Source organism: Bacillus cereus group sp. MYBKT111-2 (assembly GCF_051915205.1).
Taxonomy (GTDB): Bacteria; Bacillota; Bacilli; order Bacillales; family Bacillaceae_G; genus Bacillus_A; species Bacillus_A paranthracis.
Map to the genome: position 1 here is coordinate 835,319 of NZ_JBQAEG010000001.1, position 25,054 is coordinate 860,372.

Consider the following 25,054-nt stretch of genomic DNA (forward strand, 5'->3'; position numbering starts at 1 on the left):
TCACTTCCTTATTTTGCGTCGTACCAAGTTGGACCGTAAGAATAATCAACTTTCAGCGGAACTGCGAGTTCAATTGCATGCTCCATTACTTCTGGTACAAGCTTCTCTAATTTTTCAATTTCTTCTTTTGGTGCTTCAAATATTAATTCATCGTGTACTTGCAATAGAAGACGCGCTTGTAATCCTTCTTCTTCTAAACGATCTGCCATAATAATCATCGCTTTTTTAATAATATCTGCTGCAGTACCTTGAATTGGTGTATTCATAGCTGTACGCTCAGCAAAGCTCCGCAAGTTGAAATTACGACTCGTAATTTCCGGAATGTAACGGCGGCGATTTAATAATGTAGCTACATATCCTTTTTGTTTCGCATCTTTTACGATGTCATCCATGTATTCTTGTACACCAGGAAAACTTTCTAAATACTTTTCAATAAATTCCGCTGCTGCTTTTCTTGTAATTCCTAAGTTTTGTGAAAGACCATAATCACTAATACCATACACAATTCCGAAGTTAACAGCTTTCGCTTGTCGTCTCATATTTGAAGTTACTTCATCTTTTTCAACGCCAAATACATCCATAGCTGTTTTTGTATGAATATCCATGTCATGTTGGAACGCGTCGACTAGCCCTTTATCATTTGCAATATGAGCTAATACACGAAGTTCAATTTGTGAATAATCCGCTGCGTACATAATCCATCCTTCTTCTGATGGAACGAATGCCTGACGAATCTTTCTTCCTTCTTCTAATCGAATCGGGATATTTTGTAAGTTTGGATCCGTTGAACTTAATCGGCCCGTTTGCGTTAATACTTGATTGAAACGAGTATGGATTTTAGATGAATCTTCATGTACAACTTTTAATAAACCTTCAATATAAGTTGAATTTAGTTTCCCTAATTGACGGTAATGTAAAATGTTTGGAATAATTTCATGGTGATCCATCAGCTTGTCTAGTACATCAGCTGACGTAGAATAACCTGTTTTCGTCTTCTTAATAACCGGTAAGTTTAAATTCTCAAACAGAATCACACCAAGCTGCTTCGGTGAATTAATATTAAATTCTGTTCCCGCCAGCTTATAAATTTCCTGTTCCATTTCCTTTAATCTACCTGCAAGTTCTTCTCCCATATTACGAAGACGTTCTGTATCAACTTTTACACCTTTTACTTCCATATCAGCTAATACACGTGCAAGTGGTAATTCTAACTCTGTAAACAGTTCATATTGCTCATTCTTTTCTAACTCTTCAACGAATGTTTGCTTCACATCATATAATACATGCACTTTACGAGCTACATGCTCCGCTACTATCTCTAGCTCTGGAACAGCACGCTTCGCACCTTTTCCGTAAACTTCTTCATCAGATTTCACAGCATGCGTTTCTTTCATTTTCGCTACAGTACGGAAATCTTTATCTGTATCAGCCGGGTCAAGTAAGTAAGCAGCAATTAATAGATCAAAGTCAATCCCTTGCATATCTATACCGTTCCATTTCAGTGCAACGATCGCACGCTTCGCATCAAATGTATACTTTCTCATTTCTCCATCTGCAAGCCACTCTTTAAAAGCATCTGACTTAAGTGCAATGTCTGTCTGAATAAAGTAACATCCGTTTTCATTTTGAATACCGAAACCTTGAATATCTGCTTTATGATAATTATCTTCTTGTACTTCAACGATAAGCGCACTATCTTGTTGAAGCATTTCTTCTGTAACTTCTTCCACAATATCAAATGTAATATCATCTAATTCAGCTGGAGCCGTTTCTTCTGGCGTAACACCTAATTTATTTAAAAGAGATGTGAATCCTAAATTCTCGAACATTGGAATGACATCACTTGCTTCATACCCTTTATACTCCATATCATCCACATGCACTGTAATCGGCGCGTCTGTAATAATCGTTGCAAGATCTTTACTCATAAGAGCTTGGTCTTTATTTGCTTCCAGCTTTTCTTTTAATTTCTTCCCGCTTACTTGATCTATATTTTCATACACTTCTTCAACCGTTCCAAACTGTGTTAACAATTTAATCGCAGTTTTTTCACCAACTCCTGGTACACCTGGAATATTATCTGATTGGTCTCCCATTAAACCTTTCATATCGATAATTTGCTTCGGTGATAAGCTGTATTTCTCAAATAAAGCTTCTTTCGTATATTCATCTACTTCCGTAATCCCTTTTCGAGGAATACATACAAGCGTGTTATCAGAAACAAGTTGAAGTAAATCTTTATCTCCTGAAATAACTTTTACACTAGCTCCTTGTTCACTCGCTTCTTTCGCTAGCGTTCCCATAATGTCATCCGCTTCATAATTTTCTAATTCATAACGCGGTACATTGAATGCATCAAGCATCTCACGAATAAATGGGAATTGCTCTGATAACTCAGGCGGAGTCTTTTGACGTCCTCCTTTATACTCACTATACGTTTTGTGACGGAACGTTGTTTTACCCGCATCAAATGCAACTAACATATGCGTCGGTTTTTCTTCCTCTAATATTCTCATTAACATCATTGTAAAACCGTAAATTGCGTTCGTATGTATACCTTTGTCGTTATTTAAAAGCGGTAGTGCAAAGAAAGCACGATACGCGATATTATTACCATCTACTAATACGACCTTTTTTTCCAAATCAGAAACCTCCCCATACAAATTTGAAATGATTTTTTTCACAGAAAAAAACCGTTTCTTTCCTCTCTCTATATTAACATGACTAATAGAGAGAAGAAAAATAACGGTTATTTTCTTTCATATATAAAACAGACTTATATTGGCATAAAGGGAAGTGACGAGAACAGCTTAACTATTCTCGTCCAAAATTACTCCTTGGATGAAGGGGTTTTCATGTATTATATTAACAGAGCTTTATTAATATTTAATTAAGCCATTGTTAATATATTGTAAACATCCTTCATCCTATTTTTCAGTTGCTGATTTTGGTAAAACAACTGTAAAGGTTGTCCCTTCTCCTACTTCACTATCCACTGTAATCGTACCGTGATGGGCCTCGACTAAATGCTTTACGATTGATAACCCAAGACCTGTACCACCAGTATTTCTACTTCTCGCTTTATCCACTCGGTAAAAGCGTTCAAAAATACGTGGAATTTCATCTTTACTAATACCAATTCCAGTATCCGACACTTTTATATAAGCATTATATTTATCTTCTGCTAATTCTACAGAAACAACGCCTCCAGCCGGTGTATATACGATTGCGTTATTCATTAAATTAATAAAGATTTGCTGCAAACGACTTGGATCTCCAATGACAGAGACACGTTTTAATGCATTTACTTGTAAAGAGATTTCTTTTTCTCCCGCTTTATTATCAAGCACCATATGAATATCTTCAAGAAGTCCCTTCATATCAACGGTACCCATATTCAATTTAAATCCTTGTTGCTCAATCTTTGATAAATCTAATAAATCTTCAATTAATCCTTGCATACGTTCACTTTCTTTTAAAATAATGTGCAAGAAATGTTCGCAGAATTTTTTATTATCCATAGCACCGTCTAAAAGTGTTTCTGAAAAACCTTTAATAGAAGTAATCGGCGTTTTTAGTTCATGAGAAACATTCGCTAAAAAGTCTTTTCTCATTTGTTCTAACTTTTTCAGCTCAGTAATGTCATGGAATACAAGGACAATCCCTTTCCATTCATGGTTCGTCCCGATAATCGGTGCTCCATATACCTCGAAATGCTTTCGCTCAATTCCAAGTGGCAATAACATTTGTTTGCGCACTTTCACTTCTGTCATAAAGATTTCTTCCACAAGCTCTATAATTTCCGGATGATGAAACGACTCATAATATAAACGATCTAAATATTCTTCATCTGTGACGTGGAAAGTTTCCTTATACGAACGGTTTACAAGGTTGATATAACCGCGGCTATCAATTAAAATCATTCCGCTTCCCATATTTTCAATTAACGTATGCAGACGATCTTGTTGCATTTCTTGCTCAAGTGTCATCTCTTGTAAATTACGAGCTAAAATATTAATCGCTTTACTTAACATTCCCGTTTCATCCGAATGACTTTCATAAGCGCGTGCTTTATAATTCCCCTTCGCTAATTCGATGGCAACTTTCGTAACGGACTCAATCGGCCTAATATATTGCCCTGTAATTTTCATACCTAAAAATACGACTACAAGACACGCAATAACAAATCCGATAATTAATAATCCCCACGTTTTTTGATGAACGTCTTTCAAAGGCTCAATTGTGCTCTTCACCAAAATGTATCCTTGTTTCCCTGCTACATCTTGCACGAACACTGCATGGTAAAATTCATTATTTTGATCTGTTTCTTTCGTAATGACTTTATTTCTTTGTTTCGTTGTTTCAGAGGAAAGTTCTTTTATTATCCCTTGGCTAAAAGCAGACGGTTCTCCCCCGCTATATTGAACTTTCTTTTTCTCATCTACAAAGGCAATAGAAGCCTGAATTTTTTCTTCTAGCTTTTTAAATATATATGGATTTTTTAAAACATCATCAAAACCTTGTTCTTCTGCTAATACCGCAACATACTCTGTCTCTTTTACCATTCTCTCTTTCGCATGATCTATATAATAGTTTTCAAACACGGTTTCCAGCAATAAACCGAGTCCGACTAAAATAAAAACAATAAGAGAAACAAATGTAAAAAGAAGCCTGGAACGAAATTTATTCATCCCCTTTTGGCTCCTCTAATTTATATCCTAAACCACGTATCGTTTTAATGTACGTCGGTTTTTTCGTATTTTGTTCAATTTTATCGCGCAAATGGCTAATATGAACGTCAACAATTCGTGTATCACCAGCGAAATCATAATTCCATACAGCACTTAATAATTGATCACGCGTTAATACGCGACTTTTATTTTTCGCAAGATAAACAAGTAGTTCAAATTCTTTTGGTGTTAATTCAAGCTTTCTTCCTTGGAAATAAGCTTCATAAAACTCCGGTAAAATTTTAAGTTCAGCAATTGTAATGCTCTCTTCATCTGACGATTCTGTAACTTGCTCTTCTTGTTGTAATTTCGTGCGGCGTAAAATTGCCTTCACACGCGCGACAACTTCCCTTGGACTAAATGGCTTCGTCATATAATCATCCGCCCCAAGTTCAAGACCTAGCACCTTATCAAATTCATCATCTTTTGCTGTTAACATTAAAATTGGCGTCATAACGCGCTGCAATCGTAATTCTTTACATACTTCCATACCATCCATTTTTGGAAGCATTAAATCTAATATAATTAAATCTGGACGTTCTGTTGTCGCTTTTTGAAGCGCCATTTCTCCATCCATCGCTGTTATCACTTCAAAACCAGCTTGTTGTAAATTAAATTCGATTAAAGTTAAGATAAACTCCTCATCATCAACTACTAAAATACGATTGTTCATTCTTTTCCTCCAAGTTATAGACTTGAAACCTTCTTCATCCTAGTATTTTCCCCGTTATTCTCATCATACTAGAAAACAAGGTCCCTCTCAATATAATTGTCTATTCATGGATTCGGATTGTGCAATTAACTTGTAGTGATCCATACTTTATACACTTCTATATCTTTATTAAATTCAATACTCGTATGGATATGATATTCTCGACTTTGCGCTAAGAAAAAGATACAGCGTACGCTATTTTATAATCTAGCGTTTCATATCCATCAAATAGTCTTCCATACATTTCATTCGCAACCCCGTCCGCCCATACTTCAGCTTCTCTTATCGTTTCAAAGATAACGTCTTCTCTCTTCCACTTCATCTTAAAAAAACCCTTTAATTGACTTTAATTACCAATTGATATATTATTAATTTTAATATATTAATAAATGCAATAAAGGAGCTATTATGCGAATATTACTATCTATTTTAACTTTATTAGTAACATGTTTCCTTACTTTTAACGTACCGAGCTGGGATACAATTAAAACGGGGTGTTCAGATTTTGCTGAAGGGTTCAAAGAGGGATTCTTCAACTAAAAATAGCGCTAGCCCCCTTATGAAAGGCATGCTAGCGCTATTCACATTTTCATGTTTTAAAAATTATCTAATGCTTTTTCCATAATAGAGACTGATTTGTAAGGTGGTGTTACTGTTAATGAGCCTTTCACAACAGTATCCCCTTTTTCATCATGAGCAGATACAAGCATATCAATTGTATGTTCCTCCTCAGAAACAGCCACAACTTCAAAGTGGATTTGTAACGTTTCATAATGGTGAACATGCTTCACGAACGTAAGGTCCTTCCTAGTAATATGACTACCTGGACCTGGTAAATATTTCGTAACTGCCGTTGTAATCATTCCAGTTAGCATAATGCTTGGTACAATCGGCTTTTCATACGGAGTTTGGGATGCGTAATCATGCTGAATATATAATGGATTGGCATCATTCGTTAACCCTAAGTACAATAACAAATCTTTATCCTCAATTTTTTCAGTGATAGATAATTTCTCTCCTACTGTAATTTCATCCATTTTACGACCAATTTGAACTTTTTTCTTTAACATGTTACAACCCCCTCCGATTTTTTCACCTTATTATCCTACTAAAAGCGATACTTGATCCGATATTTACTATGATGAGGGCAATGTATAGTATAAATCTACAGTTTCATTATAGGATATTACAAATGATAGCGTTTTCATGTTATTTCAAAAAAACATTTGTATAAATAGTAGAAAAAGATTCGGGGCCCCGAATCTTTTTCTACTTATATTTAATGATTAAACAAGAACCTTCATAACATTACGTACAGATTCTACAGAGCGATCTAACGCTTCTTTTTCATCTGCAAGAAGTTCTAATTCAATAATTTTTTCAATTCCGTTACCACCTAGAATTACTGGTACCCCTAAGTAAAGGTCACTATAACCGTATTCACCTTCAAGGTACGCAATAGCCGGTAATACACGGCGTTGATCTTTTAAGATTGCTTCTGTCATTTCAACTAAAGAAGCAGCTGGTGCGTAATATGCACTACCGTTTCCTAATAAGCCTACAATCTCGCCGCCACCTTTACGGGTACGTTCTACGATTGCTTCTAAACGCTCTTTCGGAATTAACGTTTCTAACGGAATGCCACCTGCATATGAATAACGTACAAGAGGTACCATATCGTCACCGTGTCCACCAAGAACAAATCCTGTAATGTCTTTCACAGAAAGATTTAATTCTTGTGCGATGAATGTACGGAAACGAGCTGTATCTAATACGCCCGATTGACCGATAACACGCTCTTTCGGGAATCCTGCTTCTTTAAATACAGAATATGTCATTGCATCAACTGGATTTGTTAATACAACAATAATCGCATTTGGTGAATGTTTTGCAATGTCGCGCGTAATACTTTTCATAATTTTGGAGTTTGTTGCTACTAAATCATCACGGCTCATACCAGGCTTACGCGCAATACCTGCTGTAATTACAACAACGTCAGAATCAGCAGTATCTGCGTAATCAGATGTTCCAATAATGTTAGCATCAAAACCTTGTACTGGGCTCGCTTCTAACATATCTAACGCTTTCCCTTTTGTTGGATTTTCCAGCTGTGGAATGTCCACTAATACAACATCTGCAAGTTCTTTTTGTGCTAATAAGAATGCTGTTGTTGCTCCTGTAAATCCTGCACCGATGACTGAAACCTTCTTGCGTTTGATTGTCATAATTTACCCCCCACTTTAATTATGCGTTTTTGATTATCGCTACATCCATGTTTTTAATAAGTTCATTAGCGAACTCAGAACATTTCACTTCTGTTGCACCTTCCATTAAGCGTGCGAAATCATAAGTTACTACTTTTGAAGCAATTGTTTTCTCAACTGAAGCAGTTACTAATTTCGCAGCTTCGTTCCATCCTAAGTGCTCTAATAATAATACACCAGAAAGAAGAACTGAAGATGGGTTTACTTTATCTAAACCTGCATATTTTGGAGCTGTACCGTGCGTAGCTTCAAAGATAGCATGTCCAGTTACATAGTTAATGTTTGCACCAGGTGCAATACCAATTCCACCTACTTGTGCAGCAAGTGCATCAGAGATGTAGTCTCCGTTTAAGTTCATTGTTGCAACAACATCGAACTCACGTGGACGAGTTAAAATTTGTTGTAAGAAGATGTCTGCAATAGAATCTTTTACGATGATTTTTCCAGCCACTTCAGCGTCTGCCATCGCTTTATTCGCTGCATCTTTGCCATCTTTCTCAACGATACGATCATATTCAGCCCAAGTAAATACTTTGTCGCCGAATTCTTGTTCCGCTACTTCGTAACCCCAGTTTTTGAAAGCACCTTCTGTAAATTTCATAATGTTTCCTTTATGAACTAATGTAACAGAAGAGCGTTTTTCGTTAATTGCATATTGAATTGCAGCACGAACAAGACGCTTTGTCCCTTCTTCTGAGATTGGTTTAATACCAATACCAGATGTTTCTGGGAAGCGGATTTTATTAACACCCATTGCTTCTTTTAAGAAAGCAAGAACTTTTTCTGCTTCTGGAGATCCTTGCGCATATTCAATTCCAGCATAAATGTCTTCTGTATTTTCACGGAAAATAACCATATCAGTATCTTCCGGACGTTTTACAGGTGAAGGAACACCTTCAAAATAACGAACTGGACGTAGACATACATATAAATCTAATTCTTGACGAAGTGCTACGTTTAGAGAACGAATACCACCGCCAACTGGAGTTGTAAGTGGACCTTTAATCGCGATTAAATATTCACGAATTAAATTTAAAGTTTCTTCTGGTAACCACTCGCCTGTTTGGTTGAATGCTTTTTCCCCTGCAAGCACTTCTTTCCAAACGATTTTCTTCTCACCATCATAAGCTTTTTCAACTGCTGCTTCTAGTACACGAGATGCAGCTGCCCAAATATCAGGACCAATTCCATCTCCTTCGATAAATGGAATAATCGGATTGTTTGGTACATTCATAACACCATTAGTTACAGTAATTTTTTCACCTGTCGTCAATGTGATAACCCCCATGTTTGAAATTTCATATGTATGAAACTGAGGGAATAACCCCTCAGTTCAAACCGTTAGTCAAATTAAAATATTCTAATCATTACATTTTTCCGAAAAAATCAGACTTTTGAAAGCGTATTTTCACTATCAAAATAGTGTTATTCGCTTATCGTTGTGCAATTGGAACATACACTTGATGTGTTGGTCCATTATAATCAGCACGCGGACGGATTAAACGGTTATTTTCATATTGTTCTAGAATATGAGCTAACCAGCCTGACATACGGCTAATTGCAAAAATAGGTGTAAATAAGTCATGGTCAATTCCTAAACAATGGTATACAGAAGCTGAATAGAAATCAACATTTGGTGGAAGACCTTTTTCTTTTGTTACAATGTCTTCAATTTTGATAGACATATTATACCATTTCTCTTCTCCTAAAAGCACGCATAATCTCTTAGACATTTCGCGTAAATGTTTTGCACGCGGATCACCCTGCTCATATACACGGTGGCCAAAGCCCATGATTTTTACTTTATTTTGAAGAGCATTATGAATATATGATTCTACATTTTCTTCTTCGCCGATTTCAGTTAACATCTTCATTACATTTTCATTTGCCCCACCGTGAAGAGGACCTTTTAACGCACCGATTGCTGCTGTAATGCCAGAATATACATCTGAAAGTGTAGCTACACAAACGCGTGCAGTAAATGTAGAAGCGTTTAACTCATGATCTGCGTGAAGTACAAGCGCCTTATCAAAAGCTTCAATTTCAACTTCATTTGGCTCGCGATCATTTAACATGTACAAGAAGTTTGCAGCTAATGATAAATCATTTCTAGGCTCAACAACATCTAAACCTTTACGGATTCTTGCATAAGCAGCAACTAAAGTACCCACTTGAGCCTGTAATTTAACCGCTTTCAAATAATTGGACTTTTCATCCATAATTTCAGCGCTCTCATCGTATAATGATAGCATGGAAATTGCAGTTCGTAAAACAGACATCGGATGTGCGATTTTTAAATCTACTTGTTTCAAATATGCTAAAATCTCACCTGGAACTTTATAGTATTCCGATACAATCTCATTAAATTTCGCTAGTTCTTGCTCGTTAGGAAGCTTGCGATGCCATAATAAGTACACTACTTCTTCAAATGTAGCATTCTCAGCTAAATCATCAATATTATACCCAACATAAGTTAATGTATCATCAATAATAGAGCTCACAGATGATGTTGTTGCTACTACCCCTTCTAAACCTCGAATAACAGTCATGACATTCTCTCCTTTTCCTGAAAATTCTCCCAACCTTGCTTCTTATATCTATTTGCTCCCCTTTTGAATTATGAACGCCCGTTCACTCTTTAGGCAAGCAAAATGCACGATCATGCAAATTTGTTGCGATGTTCCCCTCTTATTGTCCATTGTCTACATGGAAAGCATGAGCGTGAATGTCTCCCCGAATCCTCACGCTCAAAACAACAAGTTAGTGAGGAAAATGAATTCCGAAGAGTTTTATGATAAAAACAACATAAAACAATATCATTATAAAATTGTTTTATGTTGTTTTTATTTTATCTGGTGTAAAGTCTCTGCTGTTATGTAACTTTTCAAAGTTTCTAATCCTATTATAAACAATTATCTGACTTTTGTGAACAGAAAGAATTCAAAAATTTTATATTACTATAAAATTCCTTATTTAAACATCTGTATAATACTCATTACTGCATAGGCAATTCCAGCCCCAATTAATGGACCTACAGCGACCCCATTAAATAAAGCAACTGCTATAATTGTCCCGAAAACGAGCGCAGTTGTAATATGAGGATCTGTCGTTAATAATTGTACGCCACCTTTTGCTAACAGAGCAACTGCTACCCCTGAAGCTAAAGCAATCCATGCATAATACGATTTCGCTGCTTCTCCAAGTTGCTTAAATCCTATTTCCCCCGTCGCAATCGGTACGAGTACTGCTATTGTAATAACCGTAACACCGAGGTTAATCCCTTTCGTTTGTAGATAAGGAAAGACTTTATCCCCTAGAAATGTAAATTTTAATAGAAATAACACACCAATAGCTACAGTAAGCGATTGGTTTTTCGCAATAAGTCCTATAATAAGTAGTATGAATAAAAATAACGTTGACTGACTAATCATGTTTGCACTTCCTTTCTGAAAATAATGAACTCATTTCCAAACAAAAATACCTTTAAACCTATCGTTATACATGCTATATCGATGCCTATTCAACATGAATCACTTCATTTTTTTTACGCATTTTAAAATGACAAACTGAGACTTTCACCATCCAAATGTAAGCATGTATACATTTTAAAAAACGGGCGTCTCTCCTTTCTTTTCTAATTAGAAACAGGTAAAATAAAAAGAAGAGAAAATGAAGTTTTTACCATATAGTAGAAGCATCAACACCAAGCTTTCACAGTCACTCACGTACTGAAAAAGCAGGAAAATCCATCATTCCACTATAACATAAAGTGAAACTTTAATCAGTGGGGCACACTCGTTACAAGTTGAACGAAATAGGATAATCCAAATTGGAATTGGAGGTATACATCTTTGAATCGAAACTTACTATATATGATATTGCGACTCGTATTTGTCATTATAGCGACGGTAGCCGGGTTCTATGCATTACTATATATGTCAGGGCTTATCTACCCTTTTATTATCGCTTTCGCATTTGCTTATTTGATTAATCCTGTCGTCAATTTCCTTAATCAAAAACTACAATTTCCTCGCGCACTCGCAGTACTCGTTAGCTTAATTCTCGTATTTGGAGCTATCGTCGGACTCGTTACATATCTTGTAACAGAAGCAATATCTGCCACAACATACTTACTACAACTTGTTACAGTAAAATTTCCGGATATCGTTGCATTCGCTCAGCAGTTTGCACTTAATCATATTATGCCTCTCTATGATGATTTAATCTCTAAATTTAATCATCTTGGGGAACCACAGCGCTATACGATTACACAAAACATCCAAAACTTAGGAACCGAAGCAACGACACAAATGAAAGAACTTTTAACCGCCATTATAAGCGGGTTAACAAATTTCATTAGTGCACTACCAACCACTTTAACTGTACTTGTATTCGTTTTATTAGCCACTTTCTTTATTAGTTACGATTGGCATCGTCTTGCTCAGAAAGTAAGAAAGTTTTTACCCAACCGTGTTCATGGCTATGGAAAAACTATTTTTGTGGATTTAAGAAAAGCTTTATTCGGTTTTGTTAAAGCGCAACTTACACTCGTATCTATGACAACTGTTATTGTACTAATCGGACTTTTAATATTACGCGTACCATACGCCATTACTATCGCGATTATTACAGGGGTTGTAGATTTACTCCCGTATTTAGGAACAGGGGCTGTCTTCGTTCCTTGGGTTATATACGTATTTTTCACTGGCGACACTGCTTTCGCCATCGGTCTTCTCATTTTATACATCGTCGTGATTTTCCAAAGACAAATTATGGAGCCAAAGGTACTTTCATCTAATATCGGCCTCGATCCATTAGCAACACTGATTGCTCTATTTGTCGGCTTTAAGCTCTTTGGCTTCTTAGGATTAATCATCGGTCCAGTCACCTTAGTACTACTTAATACATTGCACAAAGCTCGTGTATTCCATGATTTGTGGAAATATATTAAAGGCTCACCTTCAAAATAATAGTTTCTAATTCATACACAACAAAAAACTTACATGTAATCAGTGGGAAATTCCCACTGATTATTCCTTGTACTTATTTTTCATACTCATTACATAAAACAAGAGAATTGCACTCAAAAAAGATAATTCTCTTGTTTTTTTGCATAAAAAACGCATATTTCGTGGTGATTTTACATATTTATTCTATTAATTTTATAATTATTACTTACATTTATTACTTTTTATGTAAATGAATAAATATACAAAATAGCACAGAATGAGACTTAAACTGACCATTTCCCTGCTCTTATTTAACTTTTTTCGTTCCAATTCATTCTTTTACATACAAAAACAATCTTAAGTTCAGATTCCCACTTTAAACACACTGATTAAGAGCTAATAACTCCTCAAATCGAAAAAAATACACAACAAATACAATAAAGCAAAACTTTAATCTACAAGGATCCTATCCCCATCGATTATTAACCGCCACGTTCGCCGCATGTTAAAACACATCTTTCGTTAACTGAACTTTAACCACCCTCTCATCCTGTTGCAGATAAAAAAATAGTACTTAGATCGCTATGATCTAAGTACTATTTCTGCACAATAATAGTAGAGTTCTTTCTAAACTTCCATTCCATCCACTTCATAACAAACGGTTTCAACAAAGCCCTCGTCACAGGAATAACAAAGATAAAACCCATTATATCCGTTACATATCCAGGAAGCACTAAAAGAATACCTCCTACAAAGATAAAAATACCATCTAGCACTGCCCCTCCTGGCATTTCTCCTCTATTCAACTTAGATTGAATCTCTCTAAGTACTTTAAACCCTTGTCTTTTCGCCAAATATACACCTACAACACCTGTAAATACGATCATAGCGAACGTAGACCACAAACCTATTACATGACTCGATCCAATTAAGACTGTAATTTCAATAGCCGGTATTAAAATAAACAAGAATAGTAACCACTTCATAGTTCTACACCCCTCTCATATACCATCACTTTTAACGCCCTCAAAACGCTCATATACACCACATGAAATCCGAATGCACTTTCCCTATCAAATTTCATAATAAACAGCTTTTAAAAGCAATTTCAGACGCCTCAAGCTAGTTTTATCTCATTTTTTGTGTAAAAAAAAAGAGAAGGACTCCGATCCTTCTCTCCGTATTACTTATAGCACTTCCGCATGTCCATTATAAACAATTCCGCGTGCTGCATCAACTGTTACTTCTTGGCCATTTTTTAAAGTTGCTGTTACGCCGTTTACACCAACGATAACAGGAATACCGATTGATACACCTACAACAGCCGCATGGCTTGTTAGACCGCCTTCTTCTACAACTAGAGCAGCAGCTTTTTCGATTGCAGGAATCATATCTTTATCAGTGCTTGCTGTAACAAGGATATCACCTTCGTTTACGTTCGCTACAGCTTCAGCAGCTGTTTTCGCTACAACTACTTTACCTTTTGCAGCTTTACGACCGATTCCTTGTCCTTTAGCAACTTCTTCACCAACAACGTGGATCTTCATTAAGTTTGTTGTACCAGTTTCAGCAACTGGTACACCAGCAGTGATTACTACAGTGTCTCCAAGTCCGATTAGACCTGCATCCATACCTGTTTGAATCGCTGTATCTAACATTTCGTCAGTAGAAGCTGCGCGCTTCTCAGCCATAAATGCTTGTACACCCCAAACAAGTGCAAGACGACGTCCTACTTGCTCGTCAGATGTTACAGCTACGATTGGAGATTTTGGACGGTATTTAGAGATCATTTTCGCAGTATATCCGCTTTCTGTTGGAGCTACGATTGCAGCTACATCAAGAGCAAGTGCTGTATGCGCAACAGATTGGCTAATTGCATCTGTAATTGTTGGAGTGAACTCTTTAATACGTTTTTTGAACATATCTTCATATTGTAATGACTTTTCAACACGTACTGCGATGTTAGCCATCATTGTTACTGCTTCTACTGGGTATTGTCCAGCAGCTGTTTCACCTGAAAGCATGATTGCATCTGTACCATCGAAGATTGCGTTAGCTACGTCACTTGCTTCCGCACGAGTTGGACGTGGGTTACGTTGCATAGAATCTAACATTTGTGTTGCAGTAATAACTGGTTTACCTAACACGTTACATTTTTTGATTAGACGTTTTTGTACTAATGGTACTTCTTCTGGTGGAATTTCTACACCCATGTCACCACGAGCTACCATTAAACCGTCAGAAACTTCTAAGATTGAATCGATGTTGTCGATACCCTCTTGGTTTTCGATTTTTGGTACGATTTGGATGTATTGAGCGTTATGCTCTTCTAATAATTCACGGATTTCTAATACGTCAGCTGCTTTACGTACGAATGAAGCTGCGATGAAATCAACTTTTTGCTCGATACCGAAGATGATATCTTTTACGTCTTTTTCAGTGATACCAGGAAGCTTAATGCTTACGTTTGGTACGTTAACACCTTTTTTATTTTTTACAGTTCCGCTGTTAAGAACTTTTGTACGGATGTTTCCGTCAGCTTTTTCGATTACTTCTAGCTCGATAAGACCGTCATCGATTAGAATGCGAGAACCTGGGTCTACATCGTCATAAAGACCAGCATAAGATACAGAGAACTTCTCTGCAGTACCTAATACTTGCTCAGTAGAAAGAACTACTTCTGCACCTGTTACAAGCTCAGCTTGTCCGTCTACGAAGTCATGAGTACGGATTTCTGGACCTTTTGTATCAAGTAAGATACCAACTGTTTTACCAGTTTTCTTTGAAGCTTCACGAATGTTTTTAATACGAGCGCCGTGCTCTTCATGGCTACCATGAGAGAAGTTTAAACGAGCAACGTTCATACCTGCTTCGATTAATTGCTCTAATTTTTCAATACTTTCACTAGCAGGACCTATAGTACATACAATTTTAGTTTTACGCATATTGCACCTCCGAAAATTATGAAACCGTTCCCAAATATCCGACATTACGCCGATTAGATGGATAATTCTTTAGATAATTGACACATATCTTTATCGATTGTATGTTTTTGAGCTAACGCTTCGATAATGTCATGATCAACAAGTTTATTATTTTGAATACCTACACAACGTCCACCTTTACCAGCAATTAACAATTCAACTGCTCTTGCACCAAGACGACTTGCTAATACACGGTCTTGTGCACTTGGTGATCCACCACGTTGTACGTGACCTAATACAGTTACACGAGTATCAAAGTTTGTTGCTTCTTCAATGTGCTTACCGAAGTCAATTGCACTTCCAACACCTTCAGCTACAACGATAATACTGTGTTTTTTACCACGTTCACTACCGCGTTTCAGACGAGCGATAACCTCATCCATGTCATACTCTTCTTCTGGAATTAAGATTGTCTCCGCACCATCAGCTAAACCAGCCCATAATGCGATATCACCAGCGTGACGTCCCATTACTTCGATAACATATGTACGTTCATGAGATGTAGCTGTGTCACGAATTTTATCAATTGCATCAATAACAGTATTTAAAGCTGTATCGAAACCAATTGTAAAGTCTGTTCCAGGGATATCATTGTCGATTGTACCTGGTACACCAACACATGGGAATCCTTGTTCAGTTAATTTTTTAGCGCCTTGGTAAGAACCATCTCCACCAATAACAACAAGTCCTTCGATACCATGTTTCTTTAATTGCTCGATACCTTTTAGTCGTACTTCTGGGTCTTTAAACTCAGGACATCTTGCTGTATATAATTTCGTACCACCGCGGTGGATAATATCGCCAACAGAACCTAGTTCTAATTTTTCAATGTGACCAGAAATTAATCCAGCGTATCCATGGTAAATACCATATACTTCAATATCATGGAAAATCGCTTTACGAACCACTGCACGAATGGCAGCATTCATACCAGGTGAATCTCCACCACTTGTTAATACACCAATACGTTTCATTTGTACTCACCTCATAAAGATTATTTGCCTTATAATAAAATAACACGAAAAAATATAAAAATACAATGGAGAAGATGTGTCTTTTCATAATAAAAACGTGCATTCGCGAAGTGGAACGCACGCTTTTCTTATTTTATCCAAATGGAAGCGTTTGAAAACGAAACTTGCCCAATTTTCATATATTTTTCATAACGTTTTTCGATTAATTCCTCTTTCGAAATTCCGTTTAATTGTTCAAAAGTTTTTCTAATCATTAAATCTATATTTTCTGACTGTTTCAAAATATTACGGTGTGCTCCACCTTTTGTCTCTGGAATAATTTCGTCAATTACACCTAATTCTTTCAAATCTGCTGCTGTAATTCTCATCGCCTCTGCAGCTTCCTTTGCTTTTCCTGCATCTTTCCAAAGAATTGCCGCTGCACCCTCTGGCGTAATAACAGAATAAGTGGAATTTTCTAGCATATGAATGTAATCTCCTACTCCAAGACCTAGTGCACCACCACTACCACCTTCGCCGATAACGATACAAATAACAGGCACCGTTAAGCCTGCCATTTCAAATAAATTGCGGGCGATCGCTTCACTTTGACCACGTTCTTCAGCAGCTTTACCAGGATAAGCTCCTTTCGTATCAATAAAACAAATAATTGGACGATTGAACTTTTCCGCCTGCTTCATTAAACGCAATGCTTTTCGATATCCTTCTGGGTGAGGCATCCCAAAATTACGGCGAATATTTTCTTTCGTATCTTTTCCGCGTTGATGCCCGATTACAGTTACAGGCATCCCTTTATACTTCGCAATGCCGCCGACAATCGCTGCATCATCGCCAAATAGACGATCTCCATGACATTCAAAAAAATCAGTAAATAAGTGCTCAATATAATCGAGCGTTGTCGGTCGTTCTGCATGACGAGCAATTTGAACACGGTCCCATACTTTCATATTGCCGTATATATCTTCCTCTAAATTTTCTAGCTTGTCTTCCAAAATACGAATCTCCTCACTGAAGTCCATCTGGCTGTTTTTCGTATAGTCTTTCAGTTCACGAATCTTATTTCTTAGCTCAACAACTGGTTTCTCAAATTCTAGCTCTGCCATACAGCCATTTCCCCTCCTTGATGAACTTCTAAAATCTTACGAAGCGATTCTCTCATATCATCACGATGTACCACCGCATCTAATTGACCATGTTCTAGTAAGAATTCTGCCGTTTGGAAATCTTCCGGTAGTTTCTCACGCACCGTTTGTTCAATTACACGTCTACCAGCAAATCCGATCAGCGCCCCTGGTTCTGCAAGATTATAATCACCAAGTGAAGCGAAACTCGCTGAAACCCCGCCCGTCGTTGGGTGAGTCATAACAGAAATAAATAATCCTCCTGCATTACTATGCTTTTTCAAAGCTACGCTTGTTTTTGCCATTTGCATTAAACTTAATATCCCTTCTTGCATACGGGCACCACCCGAAGCAGTAAAGATAATAAATGGAACTTGTAAGTCGTATGCCTTTTCAACCGCACGGGCAATTTTTTCTCCTACAACAGAGCCCATGCTCCCCATTCGAAAACGAGAATCCATTACTGCAACAACAACAAGCATGTCATCAATTGTTCCTTCACCAGTTACAACCGCTTCGTTCAAGTCAGTCTTCTTACGATCGCTCTCTAGTTTCTCTTCATAATCTGGAAACTCGAGTGGATTTAATGAAACCATTTCTTTGTCATACTCACGGAATGACCCTTCGTCCAATATACTATCAAGACGTTCCCATGCATTCATAGGATGATGATATCCACAATTCACACATACTTTTAAATTTTTTAGAAGCTCTTTCGTATACATGATTTTTTTACATTTCGGACATTTTGTCATAACGCCGTCTGGTACATCTTTTCGTACTTGTTCTGAAGGTATTGCAGCGTACTTTTTCTTTTTCACGAATAAATCTCTTAGCACAATTTGACCCCCTTCGTTGAGAGCTAAGGTTAGCGTAAGAAGAAAATTGGGCTAACACCAAAGTTTGATGTTAGCCTTATCTTCTCAATCTGTCTAATAACCTCACTCTTTACGTTTAACTTTAACCGCTACGCGATAGAATGTTTGTCATAACGTGTCATGGTCATTTCGACAAATTTTATACATTACGAGTGAAACTGTATATTCTCTACTAATTCATCGTAAATTTTTAGTGCATCATTTTCTTGTTTTTCTTCCAAAATAGCGTAAAGCTTTCTATACATATCGATAGAATCTCCTGAAACTTTACAAGAAAGCGTTGATACGTAATCATTTACGATCATCCAAATGCGATATAGTAAATAATTATCGACTTGTTCAATAAGTGTTTTAAAGAACGTTTGGTGAAGCATTGGAACTGAGTTTTCATTTCCTTCAAGCACTTGATGTAATTTACTTAGCACTTTAGAAAACATTTCTTTCGGTAAATTACATACAATTCGAATCATATCTTTCTCAAGCAATCGTTTTGTTTGTAATAAATCACGAATTGTTTTCTCATCTTGCAGCAAGAACGGAGCAATCAATTGTACAAGACCGTTATCGTAAAAGTTTCGAATAAACGTCCCTTCACCACGTCTCGTTTCAATTAATCCTACAAGTTCTAAAGCACGCAACGCTTCTCTTACAGAGGAACGTCCTACGTTTAAACGTGAACTTAACTCACGCTCAGACGGCAAACGATCCCCTGCTACCAATCCATCCTCTTCCATAATGGAACGGATTTTTTTTACAATTTCGAGATATACTTTTGTATTTGATGATGTCAATGGAAATTCCTCGCTTATTCTTTACCAATCAGCGCTAATTGTTTTGTTTTCTCAGCAACTTCATTTGGATCTACTTGACGGCGAGCTACTCCTGTCTCCATTGCAGCTTTTGCAACGTAAGCTGCTACTTGAGGCGCTACACGCGCGTCAAACGGTGCTGGAATGATATAGTCTGCATTTAACTCATCTTCTGCTACAAGCTCAGCAATAGCTTGTACAGCTGCCATCTTCATTTCTTCGTTAATTTGTGTCGCATGTACGTCAAGTGCACCGCGGAAAATACCAGGGAACGCTAGTACATTATTTACTTGGTTTGCGAAGTCAGAACGACCCGTTCCAACAACAGCTGCGCCCGCTGCTTTTGCCAATTCTGGCATAATTTCTGGAACTGGATTCGCCATTGCAAAAATAATTGCATCGTCATTCATTGTACGAACCATCTCTTCTGTTAATGCACCTTCTGCAGATACACCAATGAATACGTCCGCACCTTGTACAACATCAGCTAAAGAACCTTCGATACGATTCTTATTTGTATATTTTGCCACTTCATCCTTCACCGGATTCATACCTGTAGGACGACCATCATAGATTGCCCCTTTACGGTCACACATAATAATGTCGCGTACGCCATAGCGATATAAAAGTTTAATAATTGCAATACCTGCTGCACCTGCGCCATTTGCGACAACTTTAATGTCAGACATTTTCTTTCCAACTAGTTTTAGCGCGTTCACAAGACCCGCTACTGTTACGATAGCTGTTCCGTGTTGATCATCATGGAAGATAGGAATATTTGTTTCTTTTTTCAAACGTTCTTCAATAATGAAGCAGTTTGGTGCTGCGATATCCTCTAAGTTAACGCCGCCAAAAGTTGGCTCCATTAATTTTACAGTTTCAACAATTTTATCTACATCGTTTGTATTTAAGGCAATTGGGAATGCATCTACACCAGCAAAGCTCTTGAATAATACAGCTTTACCTTCCATTACTGGAAGAGATGCTTCAGGCCCGATGTTACCAAGACCAAGTACAGCCGTTCCATCTGTCACAACTGCTACCATATTTCCCTTCATTGTATATTCATATACCTTACTTTTATCGTCATAAATTTCTTTACAAGGTTCTGCAACCCCTGGAGAATATGCAAGACTTAAATCTTTTGCATTTTCTACTTTTACTTTTGATACAGTTTCTAATTTTCCTTGATGCACTTTATGCATGTGAAGTGCTTCTTCACGAAGTGTTGACAAACTATCCACTCTCCTCAAATTATTCTTGCTGATATCAATTTCTCCAAGTGGTCTGACCACGAACACTACTACTATAATAATCGAAATGTAGGGAAATTGTCCATTATATTTTCACAACCACATTTTCTTCCCCGACAATTTCACGAAGTGCTCCTAAACATTCTTCACTTGGATGAATCGATAAACTTCGTGATAATTGTACCATTTTATGTTCCTTTTCATAATAAATTAGTACTTTCGCAAAACCCGAATAGTCAAACAATATTTTAGTAACCTGATTTAAAAGCTTTTTCTCATATTGAGATGGCAATTTCACGTAAACAGACGCATCTTTCTTTTCTTCATACACATCCATTTCTTCTAACGGATATAGTCCATTTACAATCCATTGCAGCTTATGATTTCTAAGCTCAATCATGCCGTCAACTAAAACAATTGCTCCTTCTTGTAACTTATCTGAGAAATGTATATACGTTTCGGGGAAAAGAACTGCTTCCATTTCATCATTTTGATCACAAAATGTAATAAATGCCATCTTTTGCAACTTTTTCGTACGAATCACTCTCACGCTTGTTATGTACACGATAGCTCTTTGTACTTTTTTCTTATGTCGCATCGCCTGAGCGAGAGTTGGAATTTCTAATTCTTTCGCTAACTTCACATACTGCGCTGTCGGATAGCTTGATAAATAAAAACCTAGTACTTCCTTCTCTTTATTTAACTGTTCAATAAAAGAGAGCTCTTCTCCTTGTACGTATTTTGATTTCGGAACAGCATCTCCTAAATCACGTGCAAGATTGGCATACTCTAACGCTCCTTTAAGACTTTTCCATAAATTCGTTCTCGAAACACCGAAATCGTCAAAACACCCAGACCAGACGAACGCCTCTAAATTTCGCTCTGTTACAAACTTTGATGGCATGCGCAGACAAAATTCAAATAAATCTTCAAACATTTTTTTCTCTCGTTCTTCGATTAATGCTGTCACTGTAGCCATTCCGATGTTTCGAATGGAAAGTAAGCTGTAACGTATTGCATTTCCTTCTATTTGGAAATTGTAACCACTTATCTGAAGAGACGGCGGCAAAACATGAAAACCTTTTCGCTTCGTTTCGCGTATATACTGCACAATCTTATCTTCATTTCCAATTGCACTCGATAATAGTGCCGTCATAAATTCCAGCGTATAATTCGCTTTTAAGTAAGCAAGCTGATATCCAATCATACTGTAGGCTACAGCGTGACTTCGGTTAAAGCCGTAATTTGCAAATCTTACAATTAAATCGTAAATTTTCTCTGCAGATGTCTCGTCATAACCATTTTGTAAACATCCTTGCACAAAATGCTTACGTTCCTGATCTAAAATATCACGATTTTTTTTACTCACTGCACGGCGTAATAAATCGGCTTCTCCGAGCGAGAAGCCCGCCAACTTCGACGCGATTTGCATAATTTGTTCTTGGTATACAATTACACCGTATGTTCTTTCTAAAATCGGCTTTAAGTCCGGATGTAAATATTCAATTTGTCTTTTTCCGTGTTTTGATTCAATAAAGGTTGGAATTTGTTCCATCGGTCCTGGTCTATATAACGAGTTAACAGCAACAATATCTTCAAATTCATTCGGCTTTAACCCGCGAAGTACATTTCGCATACCGCCTGATTCAAGCTGGAATACACCTGTTGTATCCCCTCTACCTAACAATTGGAATGTCTTTTCATCTTGAAGTGGTAAATTTCTTATATCGATTTCTTTTCCTGTTTTTTGCACGATAAACTTTATAATATTTTCAAGTAACGTTAAATTACGTAATCCTAAAAAGTCCATCTTGAGCAACCCAAGTTCTTCTAATGCATCAGCTGGGTATTGCGTAACATACACATCGTTATGCCCTTCTTGAATTGCAACACTTCCGGTTAATGGCTCTTGGCTCATAATAACGCCAGCTGCATGAATAGACGTATGACGCGGTAAGCCTTCTACACGTTTTGCAATTTCAAACACACGTTCATGCAAAAGATTCCCTTGTATAAACTCACGGAGTGATTGCGATTCCTCATATGCATCTTTTAACGTTATACCAAGCTTTGATGGAATAAGTTTTGAGAATATATCAATATCTCGCGGCGGAAGCCCCATTACACGCGCAATATCTCTAATTGCCGCTTTCGCTGCCAACGTCCCAAACGTTACAATTTGTGCAACACGAAGCTGACCATATTTATCTTTCACATATCGAATCATCTCATCACGTCTTATATCCGGAAAATCAATATCAATATCTGGAAGTGTCACACGCTCTGGGTTTAAAAACCTTTCAAATAATAGATCGTATTCAATTGGATCAATATCTGTAATTTCTAATACGTAAGAAACGAGTGAGCCAGCCGCTGATCCACGACCTGGTCCTGTTAAAATATGATTTTCATGCGCGTACTTCATAAAATCCCAGACAATGAGGAAATAATCACTAAACCCCATGCTAGAAATCACGTTTAATTCATGATTCAAACGCTTTATATGTACTTCTTTCGGCGTACCATAACGTTTTTGTAATCCTTCTTCACAAACGCGGCGCAAATACATATCATTCGTCTCGTTAGATGGAACAGGGAATTTCGGTAATTGATTTACATGAAACGGTATTTCTACTCTACAACGTTCTGCAATTTCTACTGTGTTATAAATCGCTTCTTCTACGTGAGAAAATAGGGCTTCCATTTCATCTGATGATTTTAAATAATATTGATCTGTTTTCAGCCTCGGCCTATCAGGATCCGTCATTTTCGTTCCACTTTCAACAGATAATAAACATTCATGAACAAGTGCGTCACTTTGATTGATGTAGCGTACATCGTTCGTCGCTACAACTGGAATATTTATCCTATTCATAAATGCAGGTAATTTTTCTTGCAGAAGCAGTTCATCTTGAATCGCATGATGCTGTAAACTCATATAAAAACTGCCGAACATATTTTGATACATACGAGCTACTTCTTCAGCTTGACTCTCTTTGTCTTCTAATAATAATTGTTCGATTTCCCCATCTTTACCTGGTGAAATAGCAATTAATCCTTTCGCATAATGTGCAAGCCATTTCTTCGGAATACCTTCTTTTGACTTCGTCATAATGCTACTAGAGATCTTTAATAAATTTTGATAACCTATTTCATTTTCAGCAAGTAAGACAAGCGGATAAGACTTTTCTCCTTCTTCACTAAAAATAGAAGCTGTTAAGCCGATGATAGGATGTATACCATGTTTCTTACATGCTTTATAAAACGGAATAACGCCATACATAACATTTTCATCCGTAATAGCTAGCGATAAATAACCGAGCTCTTTCGCCCTAATTACAAGTTCATCAATTTTACAAGCACTTTTTAATAAACTAAAAACGGTTTGACATTGTAAATGCACAAACTTCACTGTTGTACCCTCTCTTTACCTATTTGACTACTTTTATTATAGGTGAAGAGGAAAGAGGAAATCAAAACATACTTCTTATACTTTGTCCATATATATGAAGAAGAAAGGGGAATGACGATGGATGTAAGAGAACACACTTTTTTCTCTCTGCTTATTATTAGTTATTTTATTGCCTTTGGGGTTATACTTGGTGGTTCATTAATTGGTGGATTTGGTGCATTTCTTATCGGAAAACCAACTCTCACTTACATTAATCAATTCGCCCAAAATTTAAGAATTTGGGCACTCGTTGCAGCGATCGGCGGAACATTTGATACTTTTTATAGTTTTGAAAGAAGTTTCTTTGGCGGGGATATGAAAGATATCGTAAAACAAATTCTCCTTATTTTTTTCGCAACAGGTGGTATGCAAACTGGTCTTATTATTATTAAATGGCTAACGCAGGAGCATGTATGAGAGTACCAAGTGCCAATACAGCAAAAAGATGGTATTTAGTTTTAGCTGGTGCTGCTGTTGGGGGCGTGTTGAGCTGGTTTATTTTTTTGTACATATACGGTGTTTTTCAAGAAGAACAAGCTAGTAAAATAGCAGAACAAAGAGAAATTATAGAAAAACAAGAAGCAAAGCTCCACGTCCTTCTCGAAGATCAAGAAAAATTAAATACTGAAAATAAACGGCTCTTAACCATTCAAGAGATTAAAATAAAACTTATAAATCGAGAAAAATACGATTTAGACAACCTTACAATTGAAAACATGACCACTTCTATCCATAATGACCTCCAGCATCTTTTAACGAAAAACATACAAAGTATCGCAAAAAATAAAGACCTACTCAAAAAAGTAATCGAAAACAAAACGTACAAACATTACGATCGGCTATACCGTTTCAAAGTCGATACAATATCTTTTGATACCGTGCTTGAAATTAGCATTACGATAGAGAAAGAAAAATAAAGAAGGAGGGCT

General features: G+C 36.9%; 20 protein-coding genes and 1 pseudogene. 4 read left to right on the plus strand and 17 right to left on the minus strand.

The genetic code is table 11. The features are described from left to right. Positions 1-8: 8 nt before the first annotated feature. The 4 genes and pseudogenes from polA to ACTFNE_RS04425 all read right to left on the minus strand — a co-directional run bounded on the left by polA (position 9) and on the right by ACTFNE_RS04425 (position 5,764). Complete coding sequence (gene polA, locus ACTFNE_RS04410) at positions 9-2,642, minus strand: DNA polymerase I (protein ID WP_046198156.1); 2,634 nt, start codon at positions 2,640-2,642, stop codon at positions 9-11. 285 nt (positions 2,643-2,927) lie between these two features. Beyond that, positions 2,928-4,691 carry a sensory box histidine kinase PhoR gene (gene phoR / locus ACTFNE_RS04415; RefSeq protein WP_048557715.1) on the minus strand — a complete coding sequence of 588 codons (1,764 nt, stop codon included), beginning with the start codon at positions 4,689-4,691 and terminating at the stop codon, positions 2,928-2,930. Continuing rightward, the gene (phoP, locus tag ACTFNE_RS04420; protein WP_001065225.1) at positions 4,684-5,403 is read right to left on the minus strand and encodes a two-component system response regulator PhoP; all 720 of its coding nucleotides are present in this window, start codon (positions 5,401-5,403) and stop codon (positions 4,684-4,686) included. The genes phoR and phoP overlap by 8 nt, the downstream gene beginning before the upstream one ends. Before the next feature lie 125 nt (positions 5,404-5,528). Continuing rightward, positions 5,529-5,764 (minus strand): annotated as a pseudogene (locus ACTFNE_RS04425) (hypothetical protein). Between the two features lie 86 nt (positions 5,765-5,850). Between ACTFNE_RS04425 and ACTFNE_RS04430 the strand changes: the two are divergent. Next, a complete protein-coding gene (locus ACTFNE_RS04430) occupies positions 5,851-5,982 on the plus strand; it encodes a hypothetical protein (protein WP_002022497.1) in 132 nt (43 codons plus the stop codon). A 56-nt stretch (positions 5,983-6,038) separates the two neighbouring features. On the opposite strand, the gene ACTFNE_RS04435 is transcribed toward ACTFNE_RS04430, so the two are convergent. The 5 genes from ACTFNE_RS04435 to ACTFNE_RS04455 all read right to left on the minus strand — a co-directional run bounded on the left by ACTFNE_RS04435 (position 6,039) and on the right by ACTFNE_RS04455 (position 11,137). Further along, positions 6,039-6,512 carry a MaoC family dehydratase gene (locus ACTFNE_RS04435; RefSeq protein WP_000914178.1) on the minus strand — a complete coding sequence of 158 codons (474 nt, stop codon included), beginning with the start codon at positions 6,510-6,512 and terminating at the stop codon, positions 6,039-6,041. A gap of 216 nt (positions 6,513-6,728) precedes the next feature. Next, positions 6,729-7,667, minus strand: coding sequence for a malate dehydrogenase (gene mdh / locus ACTFNE_RS04440; RefSeq protein ID WP_000153232.1), 939 nt, complete (start codon positions 7,665-7,667; stop codon positions 6,729-6,731). A 19-nt stretch (positions 7,668-7,686) separates the two neighbouring features. Next, on the minus strand, positions 7,687-8,979 hold the full coding sequence (icd, locus tag ACTFNE_RS04445; protein WP_000206898.1) for an NADP-dependent isocitrate dehydrogenase: 1,293 nt from the start codon (positions 8,977-8,979) through the stop codon (positions 7,687-7,689). Positions 8,980-9,139: 160 nt separating this feature from the next. Beyond that, a complete protein-coding gene (gene citZ / locus ACTFNE_RS04450; RefSeq protein ID WP_000503660.1) occupies positions 9,140-10,288 on the minus strand; it encodes a citrate synthase in 1,149 nt (382 codons plus the stop codon). Positions 10,289-10,675: 387 nt separating this feature from the next. Beyond that, entirely contained in the window at positions 10,676-11,137 is a 462-nt protein-coding gene (locus tag ACTFNE_RS04455) for a DUF441 domain-containing protein (protein ID WP_000625507.1), read from the minus strand. A gap of 420 nt (positions 11,138-11,557) precedes the next feature. On the opposite strand from ACTFNE_RS04455, the gene ytvI reads away from it, so the two are divergent. Then, complete coding sequence (ytvI, locus tag ACTFNE_RS04460) at positions 11,558-12,676, plus strand: sporulation integral membrane protein YtvI (RefSeq protein ID WP_270705105.1); 1,119 nt, start codon at positions 11,558-11,560, stop codon at positions 12,674-12,676. 575 nt (positions 12,677-13,251) lie between these two features. Here ytvI and ACTFNE_RS04465 read toward each other — a convergent pair. From ACTFNE_RS04465 to dnaE, 8 genes are all read right to left on the minus strand, one after another. Then, the gene (locus tag ACTFNE_RS04465) at positions 13,252-13,641 is read right to left on the minus strand and encodes an FxsA family protein (RefSeq protein WP_046198158.1); all 390 of its coding nucleotides are present in this window, start codon (positions 13,639-13,641) and stop codon (positions 13,252-13,254) included. 201 nt (positions 13,642-13,842) lie between these two features. Continuing rightward, positions 13,843-15,600, minus strand: coding sequence for a pyruvate kinase (gene pyk, locus ACTFNE_RS04470; protein WP_046198159.1), 1,758 nt, complete (start codon positions 15,598-15,600; stop codon positions 13,843-13,845). A 53-nt stretch (positions 15,601-15,653) separates the two neighbouring features. Further along, positions 15,654-16,613, minus strand: coding sequence for a 6-phosphofructokinase (gene pfkA / locus ACTFNE_RS04475; protein ID WP_000821160.1), 960 nt, complete (start codon positions 16,611-16,613; stop codon positions 15,654-15,656). Positions 16,614-16,741: 128 nt separating this feature from the next. Further along, positions 16,742-17,716, minus strand: coding sequence for an acetyl-CoA carboxylase carboxyl transferase subunit alpha (gene accA / locus ACTFNE_RS04480; protein ID WP_046198160.1), 975 nt, complete (start codon positions 17,714-17,716; stop codon positions 16,742-16,744). Next, positions 17,704-18,573: an acetyl-CoA carboxylase, carboxyltransferase subunit beta gene (gene accD / locus ACTFNE_RS04485; protein WP_000942861.1), complete on the minus strand. Its 870-nt coding sequence runs from the start codon at positions 18,571-18,573 to the stop codon at positions 17,704-17,706. The genes accA and accD overlap by 13 nt, the downstream gene beginning before the upstream one ends. 185 nt (positions 18,574-18,758) lie before the next feature. Then, the gene (locus ACTFNE_RS04490) at positions 18,759-19,403 is read right to left on the minus strand and encodes a FadR/GntR family transcriptional regulator (RefSeq protein ID WP_000204431.1); all 645 of its coding nucleotides are present in this window, start codon (positions 19,401-19,403) and stop codon (positions 18,759-18,761) included. Positions 19,404-19,417: 14 nt separating this feature from the next. After that, positions 19,418-20,626 carry an NAD(P)-dependent malic enzyme gene (locus ACTFNE_RS04495; RefSeq protein WP_001970845.1) on the minus strand — a complete coding sequence of 403 codons (1,209 nt, stop codon included), beginning with the start codon at positions 20,624-20,626 and terminating at the stop codon, positions 19,418-19,420. A gap of 133 nt (positions 20,627-20,759) precedes the next feature. Continuing rightward, positions 20,760-24,086, minus strand: coding sequence for a DNA polymerase III subunit alpha (gene dnaE, locus ACTFNE_RS04500; RefSeq protein WP_439997960.1), 3,327 nt, complete (start codon positions 24,084-24,086; stop codon positions 20,760-20,762). A gap of 42 nt (positions 24,087-24,128) precedes the next feature. Between dnaE and ACTFNE_RS04505 the strand changes: the two genes are divergently transcribed. Together ACTFNE_RS04505 and ytrI are read left to right on the plus strand one after the other, a co-directional pair. Continuing rightward, entirely contained in the window at positions 24,129-24,542 is a 414-nt protein-coding gene (locus ACTFNE_RS04505) for a YtrH family sporulation protein (RefSeq protein WP_001998397.1), read from the plus strand. Further along, positions 24,539-25,042, plus strand: a complete 504-nt coding sequence (gene ytrI / locus ACTFNE_RS04510; protein ID WP_001265735.1) for a sporulation membrane protein YtrI — start codon at positions 24,539-24,541, stop codon at positions 25,040-25,042. Before ACTFNE_RS04505 ends, ytrI begins: the two co-directional genes overlap by 4 nt. Positions 25,043-25,054: the final 12 nt, after the last annotated feature.

What these genes read in the sequence shown, in the direction of transcription:
- phoR (WP_048557715.1), bottom strand. Translation starts at nt 4,691, where the DNA reads ATGAATAAATTTCGTTCCAGGCTTCTTTTTACATTTGTTTCTCTTATT.
- phoP (WP_001065225.1), bottom strand. Translation starts at nt 5,403, where the DNA reads ATGAACAATCGTATTTTAGTAGTTGATGATGAGGAGTTTATCTTAACT.
- ACTFNE_RS04430 (WP_002022497.1), top strand. Translation starts at nt 5,851, where the DNA reads ATGCGAATATTACTATCTATTTTAACTTTATTAGTAACATGTTTCCTT.
- ACTFNE_RS04435 (WP_000914178.1), bottom strand. Translation starts at nt 6,512, where the DNA reads ATGTTAAAGAAAAAAGTTCAAATTGGTCGTAAAATGGATGAAATTACA.
- mdh (WP_000153232.1), bottom strand. Translation starts at nt 7,667, where the DNA reads ATGACAATCAAACGCAAGAAGGTTTCAGTCATCGGTGCAGGATTTACA.
- ACTFNE_RS04455 (WP_000625507.1), bottom strand. Translation starts at nt 11,137, where the DNA reads ATGATTAGTCAGTCAACGTTATTTTTATTCATACTACTTATTATAGGA.
- ACTFNE_RS04465 (WP_046198158.1), bottom strand. Translation starts at nt 13,641, where the DNA reads ATGAAGTGGTTACTATTCTTGTTTATTTTAATACCGGCTATTGAAATT.
- pyk (WP_046198159.1), bottom strand. Translation starts at nt 15,600, where the DNA reads ATGCGTAAAACTAAAATTGTATGTACTATAGGTCCTGCTAGTGAAAGT.
- pfkA (WP_000821160.1), bottom strand. Translation starts at nt 16,613, where the DNA reads ATGAAACGTATTGGTGTATTAACAAGTGGTGGAGATTCACCTGGTATG.
- accA (WP_046198160.1), bottom strand. Translation starts at nt 17,716, where the DNA reads ATGGCAGAGCTAGAATTTGAGAAACCAGTTGTTGAGCTAAGAAATAAG.
- ACTFNE_RS04495 (WP_001970845.1), bottom strand. Translation starts at nt 20,626, where the DNA reads ATGCATAAAGTGCATCAAGGAAAATTAGAAACTGTATCAAAAGTAAAA.
- ytrI (WP_001265735.1), top strand. Translation starts at nt 24,539, where the DNA reads ATGAGAGTACCAAGTGCCAATACAGCAAAAAGATGGTATTTAGTTTTA.